Source organism: Streptomyces sioyaensis (genome assembly GCF_004122735.1).
GTDB classification, from domain to species: domain Bacteria; phylum Actinomycetota; class Actinomycetes; order Streptomycetales; family Streptomycetaceae; genus Streptomyces; species Streptomyces sioyaensis.
Genome location: NZ_SDIF01000108.1, coordinates 1 through 24084, shown reverse-complemented (window position 1 = coordinate 24084; position 24084 = coordinate 1). Strand labels below are relative to the sequence as shown.

The window sequence follows — 24084 nt, the reverse complement described above, 5'->3', positions numbered from 1 at the left end:
CGAACGGTCATGCCGACCGTGCAGCCGGCGCCGGCGGGCCCGCCGGCGCCGGCTGCACGGTCGGCATGACCGTTCGGGCCCCGGCGGCCCGGCGGCCGGGGGCGTCCGGCGCGGTCGGGGTCTGCTCGCTTGCGTAGGTCATGTGCGGGTGCGTCCTTCCACTGTGGGGGAGTGGGCCAAGCGGGCGCCGACGACGGCGTCCGCACGTGCCGCGGGACCGCCGCCCCGGTGGCTTCGGGGGCGGTCGGCTCCGTACGGCGAGCGGCCCGGCCGGCTCGGCGAGGTCCGTGCGGCCGGCCGGGGCGGCGCACGGCCGGGGACGGCACCCGGCTGGCGTCGGACCGCCGCGCTTCATCCGTGCCACGCCTCGGCCCGGCTCTCCTCTCCCGGGCGGCACGGTCACCCGGTCGACTCCTCCCGGACGACGTCGCGGGACCGGGTCCGCGACGCCGCCGACGGGCGTGTGACCCGGATCTCATCGCCGACCTCGGGGAAAAACCGCAGGTCAGAGCGGTAAGTTCGGCCTTCCTTGCTAGCGGCGGAGGGTAATGGGCGCATAAATTCGAGGCGTTGAAGGGGGAAGCGCCGCCATCGGCCCACACCTCGCTCCTGGGAGTAGGTACCGATATGTCCGTCATGGAGATCATGGATGCCGCGGCACCGACGCATGTGGCGCACCGCGACAACCACACCCACCGCGATGTGAACGGCGGCTGGCTGCGCCCCGCCGTCTTCGGCGCGATGGACGGGCTGGTCTCGAACCTCGCCCTGATGACCGGTGTCGCCGGCGGCGCGCTCTCGCAGCAGACGATCATCATCACCGGCCTTGCGGGCCTCGCGGCCGGCGCCTTCTCGATGGCCGCGGGGGAGTACACCTCGGTCGCCTCGCAGCGGGAGCTGGTCCAGGCCGAGCTCGCGGTCGAGCGGGCCGAGCTGCGCACGCACCCGAAGGACGAGCTGGACGAACTGGCGGCCCTCTACGTGTCGCGGGGCGTCGAGCCGGCGCTCGCCCGGCAGGTCGCCGAACAGCTCTCCTCGGACCCCGAACAGGCCCTGGAGATCCATGCCCGCGAGGAACTGGGCATCGACCCGTCGGACCTTCCCTCGCCCGCCGTCGCCGCCATTTCCTCCTTCGGATCCTTTGCGCTGGGCGCGCTGCTGCCTGTTCTTCCGTACCTGCTGGGGGCCTCCGCGATCTGGCCGGCGGTGCTGCTCGCCCTGGTCGGGCTCTTCGCCTGCGGGGCGGTCGTGGCCCGGGTGACGGCGCGCTCCTGGTGGTTCAGCGGACTGCGCCAGCTGGCCCTCGGTGGCGCCGCGGCGGGTGTGACGTACGCCCTGGGAGCACTGTTCGGAACCGTCGTAGGGTGACGTGTCATGCGAGTGACTGCATAATTACCGCGTTACCCAGCGGTTTCGAATCGATGACGACGGGGCATAAGGCCCAGGCGTCGCGGGCAATGTCGCTCGCCGAACGCCGCCCTGTGGGACGGCTCCCGATTCCGTCCGCGTCCTGACCCACCGCACCCGCGGTGTCCGCATGTTGGAAGCCCCTTTTCGACTTTCGAGAAGCGGCCCATCCTGTAACCTGCACGAAATTTCGCGGAGGGCCAACGTCGTCCCTCGGCAATTCCTATGCCACGACGACGTTGGGAGAGCTTGATGCGCTTCGCGTCCACGCACTCCGCGACCACCAGCAGCGCCGGCGACGCCGCCTGGTCGCCCATGGACGGCCGCCCCGCCCAGCAGGGCATGTACGACCCGCGCAACGAGCACGACGCCTGCGGCGTCGGCTTTGTGGCCACCCTCACCGGTGAGGCCAGCCACGCACTGGTCGAGCAGGCGCTCACCGTCCTGACGAATCTGGAGCACCGCGGTGCCACCGGCTCGGAGCCCGACTCGGGCGACGGCGCGGGCATCCTGCTCCAGGTGCCGGACGCGTTCCTCCGTGACGAGGTCACCTTCGAGCTCCCCGAGGCCGGCGCCTACGCCGTCGGTATCGCCTTCCTGCCGTCCGATGCCCAGGAAGCGGCCAAGGCCGTCTCGCGCATCGAGACGATGGCCGGCGAGGAGGGCCTGGACGTCCTCGGCTGGCGAGTGGTCCCGGTCGCCCCGCAGCTGCTGGGCAACGGCGCCCGCGCCACCATGCCGGCCTTCTCCCAGCTGTTCGTGGCCGATGGCAAGAGCACCGGGCTGGCGCTGGACCGCAAGGCCTTCGCGCTGCGCAAGCGCGCCGAGCGCGAGGCCGGGGTCTACTTCCCCTCGCTGTCCGCCCGGACGATCGTCTACAAGGGCATGCTGACCACCGGCCAGCTGGAGCCCTTCTTCCCGGACCTGTCCGACCGCCGCTTCGCCACCGCGATCGCGCTGGTCCACTCGCGGTTCTCCACCAACACCTTCCCGAGCTGGCCGCTGGCCCACCCGTACCGCTTCGTCGCGCACAACGGTGAGATCAACACGGTCAAGGGCAACCGCAACTGGATGCGTGCGCGCGAGTCCCAGCTCGCCTCGAAGCTCTTCGGCAGTGAGGACCTGGAGCGGATCTTCCCGGTCTGCACCCCGGACGCCTCCGACTCCGCGTCCTTCGACGAGGTCCTGGAGCTGCTGCACCTCGGCGGCCGCTCGCTGCCGCACTCGGTGCTGATGATGGTCCCGGAGGCCTGGGAGAACTCCACCTCCATGGACCCGGCCCGGCGCGCCTTCTACCAGTACCACTCCACGATGATGGAGCCCTGGGACGGCCCGGCCTGCGTCACCTTCACCGACGGCACCCAGGTCGGCGCGGTCCTCGACCGCAACGGTCTGCGCCCCGGCCGCTACTGGGTCACCGACGACGGCCTGGTCGTGCTCTCCTCCGAGGTCGGCGTCCTGGACATCGACCCCGCCAAGGTCGTCCGCAAGGGCCGCCTCCAGCCCGGCCGGATGTTCCTCGTGGACACCGCCGAGCACCGCATCATCGAGGACGACGAGATCAAGGCGCAGCTCGCCGCCGAGCAGCCCTACCAGGAGTGGCTGGACTCCGGCCTGATCGAGCTCGCGGACCTGCCCGAGCGTGAGCACATCGTGCACACCCACGCCTCGGTCACCCGCCGCCAGCAGACCTTCGGCTACACCGAGGAAGAGCTGCGCGTCATCCTCGCCCCGATGGCCAAGGCCGGCGCCGAGCCCATCGGCTCGATGGGCACCGACTCGCCGATCGCCGCGCTCTCCGAGCGCCCCCGGCTGCTCTTCGACTACTTCACCCAGCTCTTCGCGCAGGTCACCAACCCGCCGCTGGACGCCATCCGCGAGGAGCTGGTCACCTCGCTGATCTCCTCGCTCGGCCCCCAGGGCAACCTCCTGGAGCCGAACGCCGCCTCCTGCCGCAGCGTGACCCTGCCCTTCCCGGTCATCGACAACGACGAGCTGGCCAAGCTCGTCCACATCAACGCCGACGGCGACATGCCCGGCATGAAGGCCGTGACCCTCTCCGGCCTCTACCGGGTCTCCGGCGGCGGCGAGTCGCTGGCCGCCCGCATCGAGCAGATCTGTGCCGAGGCGGACGCCGCCATCGACGACGGCGCCCGGCTGATCGTGCTCTCCGACCGCCACTCGGACGCCGAGCACGCGCCGATCCCGTCGCTGCTGCTGACCGCCGCGGTCCACCACCACCTCATCGGCACCAAGGAGCGCACCCAGGTCGGTCTGCTCGTCGAGGCCGGCGATGTGCGCGAGGTGCACCACGTTGCGCTGCTGATCGGCTTCGGCGCGGCCGCGGTCAACCCGTACCTGGCCATGGAGTCCGTCGAGGACCTGGTCCGGGCCGGCACGTTCCTGCCCGGCGTCGAGCCGGAGACCGCGATCAAGAACCTGATCAAGGCGCTCGGCAAGGGCGTCCTGAAGGTCATGTCCAAGATGGGCATCTCCACCGTCGCCTCCTACCGGGGCGCGCAGGTCTTCGAGGCCGTCGGCCTGGACGAGGAGTTCGTCGCCAAGTACTTCCACGGCACCGCGACCAAGATCGGCGGCGCCGGTCTGGACGTCATCGCCAAGGAGGTCGCGGCCCGGCACGCCAAGGCCTACCCGGCCTCCGGCATCGCCGCCACGCACCGTGCGCTGGAGATCGGCGGCGAGTACCAGTGGCGCCGCGAGGGCGAGCCGCACCTGTTCGACCCGGACACCGTCTTCCGGCTCCAGCACTCCACCCGCGCCCGGCGCTACGACATCTTCAAGAAGTACACCGAGCGGGTCAACGAGCAGTCCGAGCGGCTGATGACGCTGCGCGGCCTGTTCTCCTTCGCCTCCGACCGCCCCTCGATCCCGATCGAGGAGGTCGAGCCGGCGTCGGAGATCGTCAAGCGCTTCTCCACCGGCGCCATGTCGTACGGCTCCATCTCCCAGGAGGCGCACGAGACCCTCGCCATCGCCATGAACCAGCTGGGCGGCAAGTCCAACACCGGTGAGGGCGGCGAGGACGCCGAGCGTCTCTACGACCCGGCGCGCCGCTCGTCCATCAAGCAGGTCGCCTCCGGCCGCTTCGGTGTGACGTCCGAGTACCTGGTCAACTCCGACGACATCCAGATCAAGATGGCCCAGGGCGCCAAGCCCGGCGAGGGCGGCCAGCTGCCCGGCCACAAGGTCTACCCCTGGGTCGCCAAGACCCGGCACTCCACCCCGGGCGTCGGCCTGATCTCCCCGCCGCCGCACCACGACATCTACTCCATCGAGGACCTGGCTCAGCTGATCCACGACCTCAAGAACGCCAACCCGGCGGCCCGCATCCACGTGAAGCTGGTCTCCGAGGTCGGCGTCGGCACGGTCGCCGCGGGTGTCTCCAAGGCGCACGCGGACGTGGTCCTGATCTCCGGCCACGACGGCGGTACGGGTGCCTCCCCGCTGACCTCCCTCAAGCACGCGGGCGGTCCCTGGGAGCTGGGCCTGGCCGAGACCCAGCAGACGCTGCTGCTCAACGGCCTGCGCGACCGGATCGTGGTGCAGACCGACGGCCAGCTCAAGACCGGCCGCGATGTCGTCATCGCCGCCCTGCTGGGCGCCGAGGAGTACGGCTTCGCCACCGCACCGCTGGTCGTCTCCGGCTGCGTCATGATGCGCGTGTGCCACCTCGACACCTGCCCGGTCGGCATCGCCACCCAGAACCCGACGCTGCGCGAGCGGTTCAACGGCAAGGCCGAGTACGTCGTCAACTTCTTCCAGTTCATCGCCGAGGAGGTCCGTGAGATCCTCGCCGAGCTGGGCTTCCGCAGCCTGGACGAGGCCATCGGCCACGCCGAGCTGCTGAACACCGCCCGCGCGGTGAACCACTGGAAGGCGCAGGGCCTGGACCTGGCCCCGCTGCTGCACGTCCCCGAGCTGGCCGAGGGCGCCGTGCGCCACCAGGTCATCGAGCAGGACCACGGCCTGGAGAAGGCGCTCGACAACGAGCTGATCAAGCTCGCCGCCGACGCGCTGTCCGCGGACACCGCCGAGGACGCCCAGCCGGTCCGGGCACAGATCGCGATCCGCAACATCAACCGGACCGTCGGCACCATGCTCGGCCACGAGGTCACCAAGAAGTTCGGTGGCGCGGGCCTGCCCGACGACACCGTCGACATCACCTTCACCGGCTCGGCCGGCCAGTCCTTCGGCGCGTTCCTGCCGCGCGGCGTCACGCTGCGCCTGGAGGGCGACGCCAACGACTACGTCGGCAAGGGCCTGTCCGGCGGCCGGGTCGTCGTCCGCCCGGACCGCGGCGCCGACCACCTCGCCGAGTACTCCACCATCGCCGGCAACACCCTCGCCTACGGCGCCACCGGCGGCGAGCTGTACCTGCGCGGCCGGGTCGGCGAGCGCTTCTGCGTCCGCAACTCCGGTGCCACGGTGGTCTCCGAGGGCGTCGGTGACCACGGCTGTGAGTACATGACCGGCGGCAACGCGGTCGTGCTGGGCGAGACGGGCCGCAACTTCGCGGCCGGTATGTCCGGCGGCTTCGCCTACGTCATCGACCTGGACAAGGCCAACGTCAACAAGGAGCTCGTCGACGCGGTGCACGCGCTCGACGACGCCGACAAGCAGTGGCTGCACGACGTGGTGCGCCGCCACCAGGAGGAGACCGGCTCCACCGTCGCCGAAAAGCTCCTCGCCGACTGGGATGCCGCGGCCGCGCGCTTCAGCAAGGTCATCCCGCCCATTTACAAGGCAGTGCTCGCCGCCAAGGACGCCGCTGAGCAGGCCGGGCTCTCCGAGTCCGAGACCCACGAGAAGATGATGGAGGCGGCGACCAATGGCTGACCCCAAGGGCTTCCTGAACCACGAGCGCGAGGTCGCCAAGACCCGCCCCGTCGACGAGCGCGTCAAGGACTGGAACGAGGTCTACCAGCCCGGCTCCCTGCTGCCGATCATCAGCAAGCAGGCGTCGCGCTGCATGGACTGCGGCATCCCGTTCTGCCACAACGGCTGCCCGCTCGGAAACCTCATCCCCGAGTGGAACGACTACGCCTACCGCGAGGACTGGACCGAGGCCAGCGAGCGGCTGCACGCGACCAACAACTTCCCGGAGTTCACCGGTCGGCTGTGCCCCGCGCCCTGTGAGTCCGCCTGTGTGCTGGGCATCAACCAGCCGCCGGTGACCATCAAGAACGTCGAGGTCTCCATCATCGACAAGGCGTGGGACAACGGCGACGTCACCCCGCAGCCGCCCGAGCGCCTCTCCGGCAAGACCGTCGCCGTCATCGGCTCGGGCCCGGCCGGCCTGGCCGCCGCCCAGCAGCTGACCCGGGCGGGCCACACCGTCGCCGTCTACGAGCGCGCGGACCGTATCGGTGGTCTTCTCCGTTACGGCATCCCCGAGTTCAAGATGGAGAAGCGCCACATCAACCGCCGCATCGAGCAGATGCGCGCGGAGGGCACCAAGTTCCGCACCGAGGTGGAGATCGGCCGCGACCTCGACGCCAAGAAGCTGCGCAAGCGCTACGACGCCGTCGTCATCGCCGCCGGTGCCACCACCTCCCGCGACCTGCCGGTGCCCGGCCGCGAGCTGAACGGCATCCACTTCGCGATGGAGTACCTGCCGCTGGCCAACAAGGTGCAGGAGGGCGACCTGACCGTCGCCCCGATCAGCGCCGAGGGCAAGCACGTCGTCGTCATCGGCGGCGGCGACACCGGCGCGGACTGCGTCGGCACCGCCCACCGCCAGGGCGCGGCCTCCGTCACCCAGCTGGAGATCATGCCCAGGCCGGGCGAGGAGCGGCACGCGGGTCAGCCCTGGCCGACCTTCCCGATGCTCTACAAGGTCACCTCCGCGCACGAGGAGGGCGGCGAGCGGGTCTACTCCGTCTCCACCACCCACTTCGAGGGCGATGAGGACGGCAACGTCCAGTGGCTGCACCTGACCGAGGTGGAGTTCAAGGACGGCCGGCCGGAGCCGAAGCCCGGCACCGAGCGGAAGATCCCGGCCCAGCTGGTCACCCTCGCGATGGGCTTCACCGGCACCGACCGGGAGAACGGCCTGGTCGAGCAGTTCGGCCTGGAGCTCGACGAGCGCGGCAACGTCGCCCGCGACGCGGACTTCGCCACCAACGTCCCCGGCGTGTACGTCGCCGGTGACGCCGGACGCGGCCAGTCGCTGATCGTGTGGGCCATCGCCGAGGGCCGCTCCGCCGCCCGCGGGGTGGACCGCTTCCTGACCGGAGTCAGCGCCCTGCCCGCTCCCATCAAGCCGACGGACCGCGCACTGGCCGTGTGACGGACCGTCCCCCAGATGTCCCGTACAACGTCGTGCGGAACAACCGCGGCGCCTGTCCCCTCCCCCCGACCGGAGGGCAGGCGCCGCGGATTTTTGCCGTCGGCGCCCCACGGGAATACGCCCCGCCCCCTGCCCCGTTGTGGCCCCGCAGGGGGCGCTCGCTTCCCCTACGGGATCTGTTCGCCCGCCCCTACGAGTCGCCGCGCCCGGCGGGGAAGCGCCGCCCCAACTGCCGTGCCAGCTCCCGCGCGGGCGCCGGTACGGGCTGCGGCGGGGGAGTGGCCGACGGCCGGAAGTCGTGCACCGGCGGCTGCCAGACCCCCGCGTCGCCCCGCCCCTCGCCGAGCGGCAGCACGACCCGCGGATCGGCATGCACCCGCAGTACCTGGGCCTCGATCTGGGTCCATGCCCCGTCGGTCACCGCCGGCTCGCCGACCCGGCGGGCCTCCAACTGCACCGGGCAGTGCGTGAGCCGCGGCGGCCGCACCAGCTCGGACCGTTCCGTCCACGGCGTGTCCGTGGCGCACGGCATGCTGCTCGTCCCCTCCTCGGCCCCCGTCCCGTCCGGCGGCAGATTGAAGACCACGTCCGGGCGTACCGCGAGATTCTGCGCGGTACGGCCGCGGGACGGCAGCCAGACGCTGACGACCGGCCCGAGCTCCCACCGGATCCGCAGCTCGACCAGCACGAAGGTCCCGTCGTCGTTCTCCGTGGACAGCAGCGCCGGCGTCACCGAACTGCTCTTCTCCAGCGCGACGTTCATGGCGTTGAGGATAGAAGCCGGACGATTCGGTGCTCACCGAAATGTTATGAGAGGTTACTCTGTGTAGATGAACCGATGGGACGCCGATCAGGAAAGCGTCGCGGAAACCCCCGATCTGGCCGCCCTGGCGGCACTGCTCGCGGACCGCACCCGCGCCGCCATCTGTATGGCCCTGCTCGACGGCGGTGCCTGGACCGCCGGTGAACTCGCCGAGTACGCCGCGGTGGCGCCGTCCACCACCACCGAACACCTCAACCTCCTGGTCTCCGGCGGCCTGCTCGCCGAGGAGCGCCGGGGCCGGCGGCGCTATGTGCGGCTGGCCGGCCCGGAGACCGCGGAAACCCTGGAGAACCTCGCCGGCCTGGCCCCCTACCGTCAGGTCCCGGTCCGCTCGCTGGCCGAGGCCAACCACCGCCGGGCGCTGCACCACGCCCGTACGTGCTACGACCACATCGCCGGTGCGCTCGGCGTCGCCATCGCCGCCGCCATGACCGAACGCGGCCTGCTGGCCCGGGACTACGGCCTGGTGCTGACCGGCGCCGGCGCCAACTGGCTGGCCGCCCTGGGCATTTCCGACGCCGGTCCGTCCGCCGCCGGCCGGGCCCATGTCCGCACCTGCCTCGACTGGACGGTGCGCCGCCAGCATCTCTCCGGCGCGGTCGGTGCCGCCCTCTATCAGCACGCCCTGGAGCACGACTGGATCGTCAAGGCCGTCACCACCCGCATCCTCACCGTCACCGCGGCGGGCCGCCGAGCCTTCCGCGCCCAGCTCGGCCTCCCCGACGAGGCGCTCTACCCTTCCCTGGCGCTCGCCCCGCCCCGCCCCGCGCCTGACCTGCCGGGCGGGCCGTGGTCAGTCGCCGTCCTCCGCGAGCCGGGCGGGGAAGCCGCCGGTGGCGATCGGGCCCCAGCGCAGCGGCGTCACCCGGATCAGTGACTTGCCCTGCGTGCGCATCGCCTCCCGGTACTCGTCCCAGTCGGGGTGCTCCCCGGCGATGGTGCGGTAGTACTCGACGAGTGGCTCGATCGCATCCGGGACGTCGAGGACCTCGGCCTCGCCGTCGATCTGCACCCAGGGGCCGTTCCACTCGTCGGACAGCACGATGACGCTGACCGACGGGACCCGGCGGGCGTTGCGGGTCTTGGCGCGCTCCGGATACGTCGACATGACCAGCCGGCCGGAGTCGTCCACCCCGCAGGTCAGCGGTGAGCCCTGCGGGGTGCCGTCGCCGCGGCGGGTGAGCAGGATCGCACGGTGCCGGGGGCGGACGAACTCCAGCAGTCCGGGCAGTTCGACTCGGTTCGTGGTGGCGCGGGAAGGGCTCATACGGGCGAGCTTAGGGCGGTCCGGCCACGATCCGCCGGACCGCCCGTGGCCGGAAGGTCCCCTTCGTGCGGCCCGGTTGCCCGCCACCGGGCCGCTGCCCGGCTGTCCGCCCCGGGCCGATGCCCGCCGGTCAGCCCTTGAGCAGTTGCTTGCCGGTGGCCGCGTCCACGACCTTGCGGCCGTCCAGGGCGGACTTGAGCCGTACCGTCACCTTGTCGGTCGCCAGCTGCTCGGTGCACATCCCCTTGTTGCTCTTCCGCTTGCCCCAGCCGGTGATCACCACCAGGTCCTTGGACTCGTGGCTGCGGGCACCGAAGTGGGCGTCGCAGGCGCTGTGTCCGACCGTCACCGTGATCTCCCGTACGCCCTTGTCCTTGGGGCGGTCCGCGCCGGCCAGCGGCAGCAGCGCCTGCTGCCGCCCGGCGACCGGGGACACCTTCGGCCAGTCCCGCACGAGCTGATCCGCGCGCCGCTCGAAAGCGTCCTGCTTCTTCGGGGCCGGCGCGCGGATCAGCTCGTGCGGGACTGGCCGAAGGTGTCCCCGGTCGCCGAGCGGCAGCAGCGCCTGCTGCCGCCCGGCGACCGGGGACACCTTCGGCCAGTCCCGCACGAGCTGATCCGCGCGCCGCTCGAAAGCGTCCTGCTTCTTCGGGGCCGGCGCGGTGCCCACGGTCTGCTTCTGCTGTCCGCAGCCGGACAGTGCGACGGTGCCGGCCGTGGCCAGCGCGAGCACGCCGGTGAGGGTACGGGTGCGGGAGAGGTGGGATCCTCGCATGAATTGCCTCCTTGGTCAGCGGTGTGACGTGGCAAAGGCAAGACAGGTTCCGGCCCGATCCGGCGCACGTTCGCCCTGCGCTCAATCCGCCGCCGGCGCAACCGCCGTGACGGCGGACCGCCGGCCGTTAGCGTCCGGGCCATGGACACTCTCACCCGGATCACCCGCACCGTCTGGCACCTGCCCTTCCCCGTCGGGCACGTGTATCTCGTCGCCCTTCCCGACGAGGGATACGCCGTGGTCGACACCGGCGTCCCGGGCTCCGCCACCGCCGTCCTCGACGCCCTCACCGGTCTCGGCGGACGCCCCGACCAGCTGCGGCAGATCGTGCTCACCCACTACCACCTCGACCACATGGGCGCCGCCGCCGACCTGGTCGCCGCCACCGGCGCCCGCGTCCTGGCCGGCGCCCTGGAGGCCCCGTACATCCGCGGCACCGCCCCCGCCCCCGCGCCGGAGTTCACCCCCGCCGAACGGACGCTGCACGAAGGGATCATGGCCGACCTCGCGGCCGCCGGCATCCCGCCGCTGCGCCCCGTCGAGGTCGATGTCGAACTCCACGACGGGGACACCCTCGACGGCTGGCCCGAACCGGTGCGGGTGCTGCACGTCCCCGGCCACACCCCCGGCGGGATCGCCCTGTACCTCCCCGCGAGCAGGCTGCTCTTCCCCGGCGACCTCATCGGCACCGACCCCGAGGGCCGGCGTGCCGTCCTCGGCCCGATCAATGTCGCCCGGGAGGAGGCCGTCGCGTCCTTCCGGCGGCTCGCCGCGCTCGGTGCCGACACGGTGTGCGTCCCGCACGGTGTGCCGCTGCGCGGTGACGCGCGGCAGATCCTGGCCGCGGCCACGCCCGAGAGCGACTGGCGGTAGGGCCCTGGCCGGGGCCGGGCGGGTGCGCCGTGGCGGGGTCGGGGTGCGGCGCCCGGTCCGCGCCGCGCCGCGCGGATACCCTCGGGCGTGCCGGGCCCGGGCCGGGAACGGCGGGAGCCGGCGGGCGCGGGATGCGAGGAGAGGCACGGGCATGCAGCTGTACACCCATGAGTGGGGCGCCGGTGAACGGATCGCGGTGCTGGTCCACGGTCTGATGTCCGATCACCGCACCTGGCACCGGGTCGGCCCGGCGCTCGCCGGGCGCGGCTATCGCGTCCTCGCCGTCGATCTGCGCGGCCACGGCCGCAGCCCGCGCGGCGACTACGCCGCCGAACTGTTCGCCGACGACCTCGTGGAGACCCTGCCCGCCGCCCCCGAGGTCGTCATCGGGCACTCCCTGGGCGGCCTGGCGCTGTCCCTGGCGGTGGAGCGGCTGCAGCCGCGGCGGGCGGTGTACAGCGATCCGGCGTGGTCGCTCGCCGGGCTCGGACAGTCCGTCGACCCGGCCCTGTTCGTCACGTTCAAGCGGGCCGACCGGGCGAAGGTGCGGATGTTCAACCCGCGCTGGAGCGATGCCGACATCGACATCGAGCTGGCCACGGTCGCGGACTGGGACACCGGCACCGCCCTCGCGCTGTCCGCCGCGCACCGCGAGGACCGTACGCCCGAGAAGCCGGTCGTCCCCTCGCTGGTGCAGTACGCGGGGGAGGGGTTCCTCTACTCCGCCCCGGCGGCGGCCGAGCTGGCCGGCCGCGGCTTCGAGGTCCGTACGGTGCCCGGCGTGGGACACACCATCCACCGCGACGACTTCGACGCCTTCATGGCGGGCCTGGAGGGGTGGGTCTGAACGGGCCCGGCCCGGCGGTGCGGCCGCCGCGCCGTCAGGAGTCGCAGTCCAGCAGGGTCTTGCACAGCGCGCAGCGCGCCTGGAGCCGGCCGCGGACCGGGACCCGGATCCGCTGGTGGCAGGCGGGGCAGGGGAACGACACCCGAAGGGGCGACGGGCCCTCGAAGGCGTAGCCGTCACCCGCCGCGGGCGGCCGGCCCGTCCGCCCCTGCTGCGCCGCCCGGCGGTCCTTGGCGTAGCGCAGCCGGGCCGCCCAGCCGGCGCCGGCCAGCGGGGGCCGGCGCAGGTCCCGCCCGGCCCGTTCCGCGCCCGCCGTGTACGCGTCGTACGCCTGCGGGCTGGTGAACCACGGCGCCGGGTCCTCGCCGAAGAACCGGGCCCGCTTGGCGAGGACGTAGCCGAACTCCTCCGGCGTCAGATAGCCCAGCTTCTGCGAGAACGGGCCGTGCTCGCGGTAGGCGTCCAGCAGCAGCCAGCCCGCGCCGAGGTACGTCGTGGCGGTGTCGGTGAGGATCTCGTTGTCGCGGGTGCCGGGGAACGACAGGTCCAGCCGGTGCAGGCAGATGTGCATCACCTCGTGGGCCAGCGCCGCGCCGATGTCCTTGCGGTGCTGGGTGAAGCGGTCGTTCAGCTCGATGAAGTACTCGGGCCCCGCGGTGAGTTCGACGTTCGCGGCGTGTTCCATCTCGCGGAAGGTGATGACCATCCGTGCGTCCGGCAGATGCAGCTGGCGGACCAGGGCGCGGGCGACCCGCTGCGCCCCCAGATGGAGGTCCTCGGAGTCGTCGAAGGCCACATCGACCGGCAGCACGCTGGTGGCGAAGGTGCTGACCGTGTCGTACGACAGGCGGGTGAACAGCGCGTGGACGGCCGCGCGCACCGTGTCGAGATGGGGGAAACCGTGCTCGATCTCACTGCTGCCGGTGGTCACCCGGCCACTGTACGGGGCGCCGGGAACGTCCGGTATGGGCCGTACGGGGCTTGTGTGGCACGGGAGTTGGCCGGATGCGCACCCTTGTCACTCTGACCTGCCGGTCCACATAATCGCAGGGCGCTCTTCGGACTCATCCCCCACTGGGTCCGGACGCCTTACGGCGTGCTGTCTTCCGCCCTGTGCACGGTGCGGCGGTCACGTCCGGCTCCGGTGTTGGCATGGGCTCGTCATCGACGTGCAACCCCCCACGAAAGGAAGCCCGTTGCGCACTCACCGGAAGCTCCTCACGAGATCCACCGCCGTCGGCGCGGTCGCCCTGGCCGCCTTCAGCCTCCAGCCGGGCGCGGCCCACGCCGCCCCCGCCCCGGACCCGTCCGGCTCCGTCCACACCAAGGTCGTCGGCGGCACCAAGGCCGACCAGGGTGAATTCCCCTTCATGGTCCGGCTGTCGATGGGCTGCGGCGGCGCCCTGTACGCCAAGGACATCGTGCTCACCGCGGCGCACTGCGTCGACGGCAGCGGCGCCAACACCTCCATCACCGCCACCGCCGGGGTGGCCGACCTGGAGGACTCGCACGCCGTCAAGGTGAAGTCCACCCAGGTCCTCCAGGCCCCCGGCTACAACGGCAAGGGCAAGGACTGGGCGCTCATCAAACTCGACAAGCCGATAGACCAGCCCACCCTGAAGATCGCCGAGAACGACAAGCTCAACAGCGGCGACTTCACCATCGCCGGCTGGGGCGCCGACAAGGAGGGCGGCGACCAACAGCGCTACCTCCTCAAGGCGACCGTGCCGTTCGTCGACGACGCCACCTGCAAGAAGGCCTACGGTGACCAGTTGACGCCCGGCGACGAGATCTGCGCGGGCAAGCTGGACACCGGCGGCGTCGACACCTGCCAGGGCGACTCCGGCGGCCCGATGTTCCGCAAGGACGACGCCGGCCAGTGGCTCCAGGTCGGCATCGTCTCCTGGGGCGAGGGCTGCGCACGGCCCGGCAAGCCCGGTGTCTACAGCGAGGTGAGCACCTTCGCCGCGAACATCAAGAAGGCCGCGGGCGAACTCGGCGGCTGACCGCGGTACGCACCGAAGGGCCCGGGGAGCCGCAGCCGCTCCCCGGGCCCTGTGCCGCGGCGGGCGCTCCCGACCCCTCGGTTCCGGGCCTTTGGTCCCGCCGCCCCAGGGACCTTGGTCCGTCCGGCCCGGGACCAAGCTCGTGCTTCCGGACGGGACTTGTGGCGTCACGGATGACCGTACGGCCCATGGGCGGGCCCCCGGCGGCTTCTTAGCATGAACGCCATGACCACCCAGTCCCGACCCCGCCCCCGGCCCCCGGTATGCCGTCGTGACCGCGACCACCGCACGACGGTCCTCGCCGCCCTGCTCCTCGCTGCCTCCGCCGCGGCCGTCGTCTACGTCCTGCTCGGCGTCCAGGACAGCCCCGTCGAGCCGGCCGAGGCGCCCCCGCAGGCGGTCCGGGGCTGACCGTGCCCGCAGGTTCTCCCGGTCCCCGGGGCGCCGCACGCCCCGCCGGCCGGACGGACGGACACGGGCCCTCGGCCCATACGGCGCCGAGGAGGAACGACATGCCGATCAGCGTGGTCATCGCGGACGACCAGGAGATGGTCCGGATGGGCTTCCGGATGATTCTGGAGAGCCAGCACGACATCGAGGTCCTCGACGACGTCATCGACGGCCGGGCCGCCCTCGATGCCGTGGCCCGGCTGCGCCCCGATGTGCTGCTGCTCGACATCCGGATGCCCGCCCTCGACGGGCTGGAGGTCACCCGCCGGCTGGCCGAGCTGGCCGCCGCCCACCCCGAGCACGGACAGCGCCCCCGGATCGTCATCGTCACCACCTTCGACCTGGACGAATACGTCCACGCCGCGCTGCGCGACGGTGCCAGTGGGTTCCTCCTCAAGGACGCCAGCCCGGCCATGCTCGTGGAGGCCGTCCGCGCCGCCGCCGTCGGCGACTCGCTGGTCTCGCCGGCGATCACCGTCCGGCTGCTGCGCCGGATGGCTCCCGCCGGCGGCCGCGGCCGCCCGGCCCGTTCCCCCTCCGAGCCGCTCACCGAGCGCGAACAGGACGTCGTACGGGCGCTGGCCGGCGGTCTGACCAACGCCGAGATCGCCGGCGAACTGTTCGTCTCGCTGTCCACGGTCAAGACGCATCTGGCGAACGTGCAGAGCAAGCTGGACGCCCGCAACCGGGTCGAGATCGCCGCCTGGGCCTGGGAGACAGGTCTGGTCACGGGCCGGACGTGAGCGAGCGCACCGGAAAGCGGCTCGTCCCGGGCGGGAGCCCGGTGACGGGATGGCGCCTGCCGCGCCCGCGGCCGGGCGTCGCCGCCAAGGCCGGGCTGGCGGTGCTGCTGCTGTTCCTCGTCGGCTTCGAGACGGTGGAGCTGGCCAGCCAGCCGCTCCGCCCGTACGCGACCCTGGTGGTCACCGCCGTGGTGGTCTGCCTGTGCGCGGTGCCCTCCACCCGGGTCCCGCTGACCGTCCGCGGCTGGACCGCGGCCGCGGTCTCGCTGGCCGGTTCGGCGGTGCTGATCGCCGGACAGCACGCCCCGGAGGTCTGGGGCCTGGGCGAGGGCATCGCCCTGCTCGTCCTGCTCGGCGCCGTCGTGCACCGCGCGCCCGCCCGCACCGCCGCCGTGCTCGGCCCGCTGCTGGGCCTGGCCTGCGTGCTCGCCCCGCTGCGGGACATCCGGCTGGGCGTCTACACCGCCGTACACGTCATGCTCACCGTGGTCGTCGCCGCCTATTCGCTGGTCCTGCGCCGCCAGGACGGCCAGCGGCTGCGCGACCTCGCCGCGGTCCGGGCCGCCGAGCGGCTGGAACTGGCGCGTGAGCTGCACGACCTGGTCGCCCACCATGTCACCGGCATCGTCGTCCAGGCCCGCGCCGCCCGCTTCACCGCCCTGGAAGGGCAGCAGGCCGGCGCCACCTTCGAACGGATCGAGACCTCCGGCAGCGAGGCGCTGGGCGCGATGCGCCGGCTGGTGCGGGTCCTGCGGGAGCCCGGGGTACAGAGCCATCCGGTCGCCGGGCTCGCCGAGGTGCGGGCGCTGACCGACGCGTTCGCCCGCACCGGTCCGCCGGTCGTCCTCGCCCTCGACCGGGGGGTGGCCGACGCGCTGCCGGCCGATGTGGCGGCGGCGGTCTACCGCATCGTGCGCGAGGCGCTGACCAACGTCCGCAAGCACGCCTCCGACGCCACGGCGGTACGGATCGGTCTGCGGCCCGTGCCCCTCGGGGCGGAACTGCGCATCGCCAACGACGGCGGCGCCCCCGCCCGCCTCTGCGAACAGGCCCGCGGCGGCGGCTTCGGCCTGGCCGGACTCACCGAACGGGCCGAGGCGATGGGCGGCCGCCTCACCGCGGGCCCCGCGGCCGAGGGCGGCTGGGAGCTCACCGCCGTCCTGCCTCTCGACGGCGGCGCGGCCGCCTGACGCCGCGACCGGTCCGGGGCTGCGTGCCGTCACCGGCCCGGGCCCGCGCTGCCGCCCGACTTCGCCACCGGCCCGGGCCGCCCGCCGTCACCGGCGCCCCACCGGCCCCACATCTGTCCAACACCTGCCCCTCCTTTGTCCATAGGCGCACGCCCCGCGCCCACAGCACGCTGTCCGCCGACAGGCACTGCCGGCACGAAGGAGGAGCGCGCGTGAACGGACAGACAGGTGCCCCCCGCGGGCCCAGCCGCAGAACGGTCGTCGCCGGCACCGCGCTCGCCCCGGTCGCCGGGGCCCTCCTGCCCGGCGCGCCCCCCGCCACGGCCGCCTCCCGGCGCGACGGTACGGCCCGGCTCCGGTCCGACGCGCTGGAGGTCCGCGTCGACACCGCCTTCCCGCGCATCGTCTCCTACACCGACCGAGGCACCGGCGCGGTCCTGCACGGCCAGGACACCCCGGTCACCGAGGTCCTCGTCGACGGCACCGCCCGCACCCCCCACGTCAGCCACCGCGTCCGCGCCGACCGCGCCACCTACACCCTCGGCTTCGACGGCGGCACCCGGATCACCGTCGAGATCGCCGTCCGGGGCCGGCAGGTCACCTGGCGGGTCACCGGCATCACCGACACCCCGGCGCTGCGCGTCGGCACCCTGGAGATCCCCGGCCTCGCGCTGCTCGGCGTCCGCAGCGACCAGCCCGGCGCGACCCTGCTCGCCGCCCGTATCGCGCTCGACAAGGCCACGAGCGGGGACACCCTGGTGCGGGTCACCGCCGACACCCCGGCCGAGGCCGCGCCCACCGGATGCGCCTACGCCGTCGTCGCCACCGACGAGCTGGCCGCCGCCGTCGAGACCAACACCGTGTACGACAAGCCGGCCGGCGCCACCACCTGGGAGAACGGCCGGCTGTGGCGGCAGACCCTCAAGGGCGACGGCTTCGTCAAGGCGCAGCTGGTCCCCGGCCAGTGGACGCACCGGGCGGCCGGCCAGCCGTCCCCCACTCCACGAGCGGGAGGTGCCCCCACAGCCACCGAGCCGCTGCCGTACGCGACCGTCATCGTCACCGGTGACCGCAACGGCGACGGCCGCGTCGACTGGCAGGACGCCGCCATCGCGCTGCGCGACATCATGGTCGTGCCGCTGGGCGCCGACACACAGCACCTGCGGGTCGTCCCGCACATCGCGTTCAACTTCGCCAGCCAGGCCACCAACCCGTTCCTCGCCACCCTCGACAACGTCAAGCGGATCGCCCTGGCCACCGACGGGCTCGGGCAGTTCACCCTCCTCAAGGGCTACCAGTCCGAAGGCCACGACTCCGCCCACCCCGACTACGGCGGCAACTACAACGAGCGGGCCGGCGGCCTCGCCGATCTCAACGCGCTGCTCCGCGCCGGAAAGAAGTGGAACAGCGACTTCGCGGTGCACGTCAACGCCACCGAGTCCTACCCCGTCGCGCACGCCTTCTCCGAGGAGCTCGTCGACAAGAACGACAAGCAGTGGGACTGGCTCGACCAGTCCTACCGCATCGACGCCCGCCGCGATCTGGTCTCCGGCGACATCGCCGCCCGCTTCGCGCGGCTGCGCAAGGAGACCGACCCGGCGCTCAACACCCTCTATATCGACGTCTTCCGCGAGTCCGGCTGGAACTCCGACCGCCTCCAGCGCCATCTGCGCGACCAGGGCTGGCAGATCACCACCGAATGGGGCCACGGGCTGGAGCGCTCCTCGCTGTGGTCGCACTGGGCCAACGAGACCGACTACGGCCCCGACACCTCCCGCGGCATCAACTCCCGGCTGATCCGCTTCGTCCGCAACCACCACAAGGACGTCTTCGCCGACAAGTGGCCCACGCTGCTGGGCAGCGGCCGGATGGGCAACTTCGAGGGCTGGGTCGGCAAGACCGACTGGACCGCCTTCCACACCCTCCTGTGGACCGCGGCACTGCCCGCCAAGTACCTCCAGGCGTACCCGATCAAGACCTGGGGCGCCCACGAGATCACCTTCGAGGGCCCCACCAGGACGTCGGTCAGCGACGCCGAGGGCACCCGCACGATCACCACCGACGGCCGGCTGGTCTACGACGACGGCACCTATCTGCTCCCCTGGGAGCCCCGCAACGCCACCGACCCCGGCAGGCTCTACCACTACAACCCCCGCGGCGGCACGACCCGTTGGACGCTGCCGCGCGGGTGGTCCGCGGCCACCGCCGTCCACGTCTACCGGCTCACCGACCAGGGCCGCACCGAGGAGACCCGGGTCCCGGTCCGCGACGGGAAGATCGCCCTCACCGCCCGGCCCGGCGTGGCGTACGTCGTCCACCGCCACCGGGCCCCGGCCCAGGGCAACCCCCGCTGGGGCGAGGGCACCCCGGTCACCGACCCCGGCTTCCACGCCGGAAACCTGGACGCCTGGCGGACCACCGGCCCGGCCTCCGTCCGGCGCAGCACACTCGGCGACTACGAACTGGTCATCGGCGCGGGCGCCGCCGCCACCGTCGCCCAGAACCTCCGCCGGCTCGCGCCCGGCAGCTACGCCGCCTCCGTACAGATCGAGGTCGGCGCCACGGCGGGGGAGCGGCGCCGGGCCGGCCTGGAGATCCGCACCGCCGACGGCGTCACCGCCGGCAACTGGACGGACACCTCCACCGCCGGCAACTACGTCGCCGCCGACCGCAAATCCGGCACCCGCTTCCAGCGGCTTTTCACCCACTTCACCGTCCCCGACGGCGGCGGGCCGGTCACCCTCACCCTGACCGCGGCGGCGGGCCGGGCCCGGGTCCGGTTCGACAACGTCCGCGTCGTCCCCGCCAGGGCGGTCACCAAGAAGGGCACCCTGGTCTTCGAGGACTTCGAGCACGTCCCGCAGGGCTGGGGCGTCTTCGTCAAGGGCGACGCGGGCGGCAGCACCGACCCGCGCACCCACCTCGCCCAGCGGCACGCCCGCTTCACCCAGCGGGGCTGGAACGGCAAGGCGATCGACGACGTCATCGACGGCGGCCAGTCGCTCAAGTCACGCGGCGAGAACACCGGGCTGGTGTACCGCACCGTCCCGCACACCGTCCGCTTCACGCCCGGCCACCGCTACCGGGTCACCTTCCGCTACGAGAACGAGCAGGCCGGCCAGTACGCCTGGGTCACCGCCGTCGACGAGCCCGCGCCCCGCGAACTGCGCCGCAGCCCGCTGCCCGTGGCGACCCGGCCCACCACCTTCAGCGAGGAGTTCACCGCGCCGGCACGCGGCGAGGCGTGGGTGGGCCTGCGCAAGGTGGGCGACGACGGGACCGCGGAGTTCGTCCTCGACGCGTTCGAGGTGCGCGAGGTGCGGGAGTAGCGCGGGTCGCGGGGGAGGGGCGGCGCGCCCCCGGCGACCAGCCTCAGCTCCCTGCCCCTCAGCTTTCTGCCGCGCAGGGCCACAGACCGGGCGCCCCGGCCCCTTCCCCCACGGGGGCCGGGGCGCCCTCCCACTCCCACAACAGCAGCTCGTTGTCGCCCTCGCGCAGCACCGGCCCGGGTACGTACAGGGCGCGCTGCGGCCCGACGGACCGATAGCGCCCCAGGCAGAACCCGTTGATCCAGGCGAAACCGTGGCGCCAGCCCGGCAGCACGAGGTCCGCGTCCCCGGCCCGCCCGGCCACCGTCACCGTGCCCCGGTACAGCCCCGCGGCCCCGTCGGCTCCCGCCGCCGCCCGGAACGGCACCTCGGCCAGCGCTCCCGCCTCCTCCAGTGCGTCCAGCCGCAGCCCCCGCGACCGTACGCCGTGCACGAACTGCCGCTCGTGCAGCACCCCGCCCACGATCCCCTTGGACTCGGCAAGCCGCGGACCGTAGTTGACGCGCCCCAGCGACCCCACCCACACCTCCACCGACGCCGGCCCGGCCACCTCCCCCAGCAGCGCGTCCTCGGCGTCCACCACGGGCCCGGGCACCCCGTCGACGGACACCACCGCCCGGTCCCGCAGCCCCCGCACCCGCAGCGGATACCGGCCCCGCGGCCCCGGCACCGCCAGCCGGTAGCGCACCACCCCCCGGTCCACGCCCAGCTCCTCGAACGTCGCCGGACCGCCCGCCTCGACCTCCGCACCCCCCAGCGCCGCCATCACCTCCCCGGCCGGCGCCCACTCCCCGAGCACCGCACGCGCCGGAGCCGCCAGGACCGGCAGCGGCTCCGGCACCGGCGGCAGCGGCCCCTGTGCCCACTCGGCCAGCACCTCCCGGAACCGCCAGAACTTCTCCGTGGGACGCCCCCGTTCATCGACCGGCGCCCCGTAGTCGTACGAGGTCACCGTCGCCTGAAGTGCCCCGTCGTGCAGTTCGCCCGACCGGTTGGCCCCCGCCCACCCGCCGAAGCTCGTCCCGCCGTGCGCCATGTACACATTGACCGAGGCGCCGCACTCCAGGATCTCCCGCAGCGCCGCCGCCGCGTCCCGCGCCGAGCGCGGCGCCGGTGCCCGCCCCCAGTGCGCGAACCACCCGCACCAGAACTCCATGCACATCAGCGGCCCGTCCGCCCGGTGGCGCCGCAGCGCGGCCAGCGCCTCCCGCGCCCCGGAACCGAAGTTGACGGTGGCCAGCACCCCCGGCACCGACCCCCCGCTCAGCATGTGCTCCTCGGGCCCGTCCGACGTGCACAGCGGCACCCGCACCCCCTGCGCACGCAACCGGTCCACCAGCCACGCCAGATACGCCCCGTCGCTGCCGTACGAGCCGTACTCGTTCTCCGCCTGCACCATGAGCACCGGCCCGCCGCCCGGGCCGCCGGGCCCCGCGGTCTCGGTGCACTGACGCGCCACGACCTGCGGCAGCAACCGCCCGAACCAGCGGTCCACGGCCCGCAGATACGCCGCGTCCCGCGTCCGCACCCGCCGGCCCAGCGGCCCGGTCAGCCACTGAGGCAGCCCGCCGTTCTCCCACTCCGCGCAGATGTACGGCCCCGGGCGGACGATCGCCCACAGCCCCGCCGCCTGCGCCGCGTCCAGGAACCGCCCCAGCGCCTCCGGGTCCCGGAACTCACCGGGCCGCGGCTCGTGCAGATTCCACGGCACATAGGTCTCCACACAATTCAGGCCCATCGCCCGGAGCATCGCCAGCCGGTGGCCCCACTGCTCCTCGTGCACCCGGAAGTAGTGCAGTGCCCCGGACAGCAGCCGCACCGGCCGCCCGTCCAGCATGAAGTCCCGCTCGCCCACCTCGAACCGCGTCACGTCACCCGCCCCTGTGTCGTCTCCGTGCGTCACCGGCCGGGCGTGCCCGGTCACCGGTCACCCTCGCCCTCTGGCGGTGTGACGGTCCATGGACAAAGATCGGCTGCGGTTGGACGGTTCGACGGAGCGGTACGGACAGGCACGCGGCGACGGGAGGCCCGGACGTGTACCACACCTGGATGCGGTACTTCACGCCGAACCCGGTCCACCACCGGCTCGGCCTGGTGTGCCTGGGGGTCGGACTCCAGCACGGCACCCTGCCCGCGGTCGGCCCGCGCACCCTCGACCACCATGTCGCCGTCGTCATCAGCGCCGGCCGCGGCTGGTGCATCACCCCGGACGGCCGCCGCCACGCGGTCACCGCCCCCGCCCTGCTGTGGATCACGCCGGGGGTGGTGCACCACTACGGGGCCGACCCCGAGACCGGCTGGGACGAGAGCTTCGTCGACTTCACCGGGCCCGCCGCCGAGACCTACACCGAACTCGGCTACATCGAGCGGGACCGCCCCCTCGTCCCGCTCGCGGACACCGGCCCGGCGCGCGCGGCCGTGGGGCGCATCGCCCGGGCGGCCCGGCGCGGCAACCCGCTCCTGGAGGTGGAGACCTCCGCCGCCGTCCATGAACTCCTGGTCGCGCTGCGCCGGGCCCGGGCCGATACGGACGCCGAGGGCGAACCCGTCCTCCAGGCGCTGGCCCGCGACGCGTTCCTGCCGCTCTCCGTCGCCGAACACGCCGCCCGGCACGGCATGACACCGGCGGAACTGCGCACCGCCGTCCGCCGCGGCGCCGGCTGCAGCCCCAAGGACTACCTGCTGGGGATCCGCCTGGGCCGGGCCAAGGAACTCCTGGTGGGAACCGAGCTGCCGGTGGCCGCGGTGGCCCGCCGGGTCGGCTACGACGACCCGGCCTACTTCAGCCGCCTGTTCACCCGCCGCGTCGGCACCGCCCCGGTCCGCTTCCGCGACCGCCAGGTCCACAGCGTGCCGGGCGGCTGGTCCACCCAGATCCCGGATCCGGACGACCCACCACTGGTCGGCGGCTGACCCGGGCGGCCGCACCCGGCCCGCCCCGACCTGTCAAACCCCCGTGCGCAGGCCGTGGACCGTACGGCAGCATGACCCCATGCCCGCACTGCAGCGCGACGAGGCGCAGACCCGAGCCCAACTCATCGACGTCCACCATTACGACATCGCACTCGACCTCACCCGGGGTGCGGACAGGTTCGGGTCCCATACGGTCATCCAGTTCACCGCACGCGCCGCCGGCGACACCTTCGTCGAGCTCAAACCCGCCGAGCTGCACTCCGCCACCCTCGACGGCCGGCCCCTCGACCCCGCGGTCCTGGACGACAACCGCCTCCCGCTCACCGGCCTCACCCCCGGCGCCCACGAACTGCGCCTGGACGCCACCATGAGCTACTCCCGCACCGGCGAGGGCATGCACCGCTTCACCGACCCCGCCGACGGCGAGAGCTACGTCTATACCCAGCTCTTCCTGGACGACGTCCAGCGCGTCTTCGGCGCCTTCGACCAGCCCGACCTCAAGGCGGTCTTCGCCCTCACCGTCACCGCCCCCACCGACTGGACCGTCCTCGGCAACGGCCTCGCCACCCAGGGCGACCCCGGCCACTGGACCCTCGCCCCCACGCCCCTGATCAGCACCTACCTCGTCGCCGTCGCCGCCGGCCGCTGGCACTCCGTCCGCACCGAACACGCCGGGCTGCCCTTCGGCATCCACTGCCGCCGCTCGCTCGCGCCCCACCTCGACGCCGACGCCGAGGAGATCCTCGACCTCACCCGCCGCTGCTTCGACCGCTACCACGAGATCTTCGAGGAGCCCTACCCCTTCGACTCCTACGACCAGGCGTTCGTCCCCGAATTCAACGCCGGCGCCATGGAGAACCCCGGACTGGTCACCTTCCGCGACGAGTTCGTCTTCCGCTCGGCGGTCACCGACACCGAACGCCAGACCCGCGGCGTGGTCATCGCCCACGAAATGGCCCACATGTGGTTCGGCGACCTGGTCACCCTCCAGTGGTGGGACGACATCTGGCTCAACGAGTCCTTCGCCGAGTACATGGGCTACCAGGTCCTGTCCGAGGCCACGCGCTTCACCGACACCTGGACCGACTTCGCCGTCGCCCGCAAGGGCTGGGGCTACGACGCCGACCAGCGCCCCTCCACCCACCCCGTCG

The 24084-nt window shown here is 72.9% G+C and carries 17 protein-coding genes and 1 pseudogene; 13 read left to right on the top strand and 5 right to left on the bottom strand.

Annotated features, from left to right (window positions below):
- Nucleotides 1–636 precede the first annotated feature (636 nt).
- The 3 genes from EST54_RS27120 (at nt 637) to EST54_RS27110 (ending at nt 7717) form a co-directional block, all read left to right on the top strand.
- Complete coding sequence (locus tag EST54_RS27120) at nt 637–1368, top strand: VIT1/CCC1 transporter family protein (RefSeq protein WP_006606214.1); 732 nt, start codon at nt 637–639, stop codon at nt 1366–1368.
- 291 nt (nt 1369–1659) lie between these two features.
- On the top strand, nt 1660–6264 hold the full coding sequence (gltB, locus tag EST54_RS27115; protein WP_129250349.1) for a glutamate synthase large subunit: 4605 nt from the start codon (nt 1660–1662) through the stop codon (nt 6262–6264).
- Entirely contained in the window at nt 6257–7717 is a 1461-nt protein-coding gene (locus EST54_RS27110; protein WP_129250348.1) for a glutamate synthase subunit beta, read from the top strand. Before gltB ends, EST54_RS27110 begins: the two co-directional genes overlap by 8 nt.
- A 190-nt stretch (nt 7718–7907) precedes the next feature.
- On the opposite strand, the gene EST54_RS27105 is transcribed toward EST54_RS27110, so the two are convergent.
- The gene (locus EST54_RS27105) at nt 7908–8480 is read right to left on the bottom strand and encodes a hypothetical protein (RefSeq protein ID WP_129250347.1); all 573 of its coding nucleotides are present in this window, start codon (nt 8478–8480) and stop codon (nt 7908–7910) included.
- Nucleotides 8481–8547: 67 nt separating this feature from the next.
- Here EST54_RS27105 and EST54_RS27100 point away from each other — a divergent pair.
- Nucleotides 8548–9303, top strand: a pseudogene (locus EST54_RS27100) (winged helix-turn-helix domain-containing protein); the annotation flags it as partial.
- Between the two features lie 30 nt (nt 9304–9333).
- On the opposite strand, the gene EST54_RS27095 reads toward EST54_RS27100, so the two are convergent.
- Nucleotides 9334–9807 (bottom strand): PPOX class F420-dependent oxidoreductase, encoded by a 474-nt coding sequence (locus EST54_RS27095; RefSeq protein WP_129250346.1) that lies wholly within the window; start codon nt 9805–9807, stop codon nt 9334–9336.
- A gap of 130 nt (nt 9808–9937) precedes the next feature.
- The gene (locus EST54_RS35670) at nt 9938–10582 is read right to left on the bottom strand and encodes a hypothetical protein (protein ID WP_244942626.1); all 645 of its coding nucleotides are present in this window, start codon (nt 10580–10582) and stop codon (nt 9938–9940) included.
- A gap of 141 nt (nt 10583–10723) precedes the next feature.
- Here EST54_RS35670 and EST54_RS27080 point away from each other — a divergent pair, with 141 nt between their 5' ends.
- Entirely contained in the window at nt 10724–11455 is a 732-nt protein-coding gene (locus EST54_RS27080; RefSeq protein WP_129250345.1) for an MBL fold metallo-hydrolase, read from the top strand.
- Between the two features lie 151 nt (nt 11456–11606).
- Nucleotides 11607–12302 (top strand): alpha/beta fold hydrolase, encoded by a 696-nt coding sequence (locus EST54_RS27075; protein ID WP_129250344.1) that lies wholly within the window; start codon nt 11607–11609, stop codon nt 12300–12302.
- 34 nt (nt 12303–12336) lie between these two features.
- Here EST54_RS27075 and EST54_RS27070 read toward each other — a convergent pair whose 3' ends face one another.
- Nucleotides 12337–13233, bottom strand: coding sequence for a hypothetical protein (locus EST54_RS27070; protein WP_129250343.1), 897 nt, complete (start codon nt 13231–13233; stop codon nt 12337–12339).
- Between the two features lie 265 nt (nt 13234–13498).
- Between EST54_RS27070 and EST54_RS27065 the strand changes: the two genes are divergently transcribed.
- The 5 genes from EST54_RS27065 (at nt 13499) to EST54_RS27045 (ending at nt 20020) form a co-directional block, all read left to right on the top strand.
- On the top strand, nt 13499–14308 hold the full coding sequence (locus tag EST54_RS27065; protein WP_129250342.1) for a S1 family peptidase: 810 nt from the start codon (nt 13499–13501) through the stop codon (nt 14306–14308).
- Between the two features lie 225 nt (nt 14309–14533).
- Nucleotides 14534–14719 (top strand): hypothetical protein, encoded by a 186-nt coding sequence (locus EST54_RS27060; protein WP_129250341.1) that lies wholly within the window; start codon nt 14534–14536, stop codon nt 14717–14719.
- A 101-nt stretch (nt 14720–14820) separates the two neighbouring features.
- Nucleotides 14821–15501, top strand: a complete 681-nt coding sequence (locus EST54_RS27055; protein WP_129250340.1) for a response regulator — start codon at nt 14821–14823, stop codon at nt 15499–15501.
- Nucleotides 15498–16691 (top strand): sensor histidine kinase, encoded by a 1194-nt coding sequence (locus tag EST54_RS27050; RefSeq protein WP_372448273.1) that lies wholly within the window; start codon nt 15498–15500, stop codon nt 16689–16691. Before EST54_RS27055 ends, EST54_RS27050 begins: the two co-directional genes overlap by 4 nt.
- Nucleotides 16692–16903: 212 nt before the next feature.
- A complete protein-coding gene (locus tag EST54_RS27045) occupies nt 16904–20020 on the top strand; it encodes an endo-alpha-N-acetylgalactosaminidase family protein (protein ID WP_129250339.1) in 3117 nt (1038 codons plus the stop codon).
- Nucleotides 20021–20078: 58 nt separating this feature from the next.
- On the opposite strand, the gene EST54_RS27040 is transcribed toward EST54_RS27045, so the two are convergent.
- Nucleotides 20079–21890, bottom strand: coding sequence for a glycoside hydrolase family 35 protein (locus EST54_RS27040; RefSeq protein WP_129250338.1), 1812 nt, complete (start codon nt 21888–21890; stop codon nt 20079–20081).
- Between the two features lie 164 nt (nt 21891–22054).
- Here EST54_RS27040 and EST54_RS27035 point away from each other — a divergent pair, with 164 nt between their 5' ends.
- A complete protein-coding gene (locus EST54_RS27035; RefSeq protein ID WP_129250337.1) occupies nt 22055–22933 on the top strand; it encodes a helix-turn-helix domain-containing protein in 879 nt (292 codons plus the stop codon).
- 79 nt (nt 22934–23012) lie between these two features.
- Nucleotides 23013–24084 (top strand): M1 family metallopeptidase (locus tag EST54_RS27030; protein WP_244942625.1); only part of this gene is annotated, 1072 nt, incomplete at its 3' end.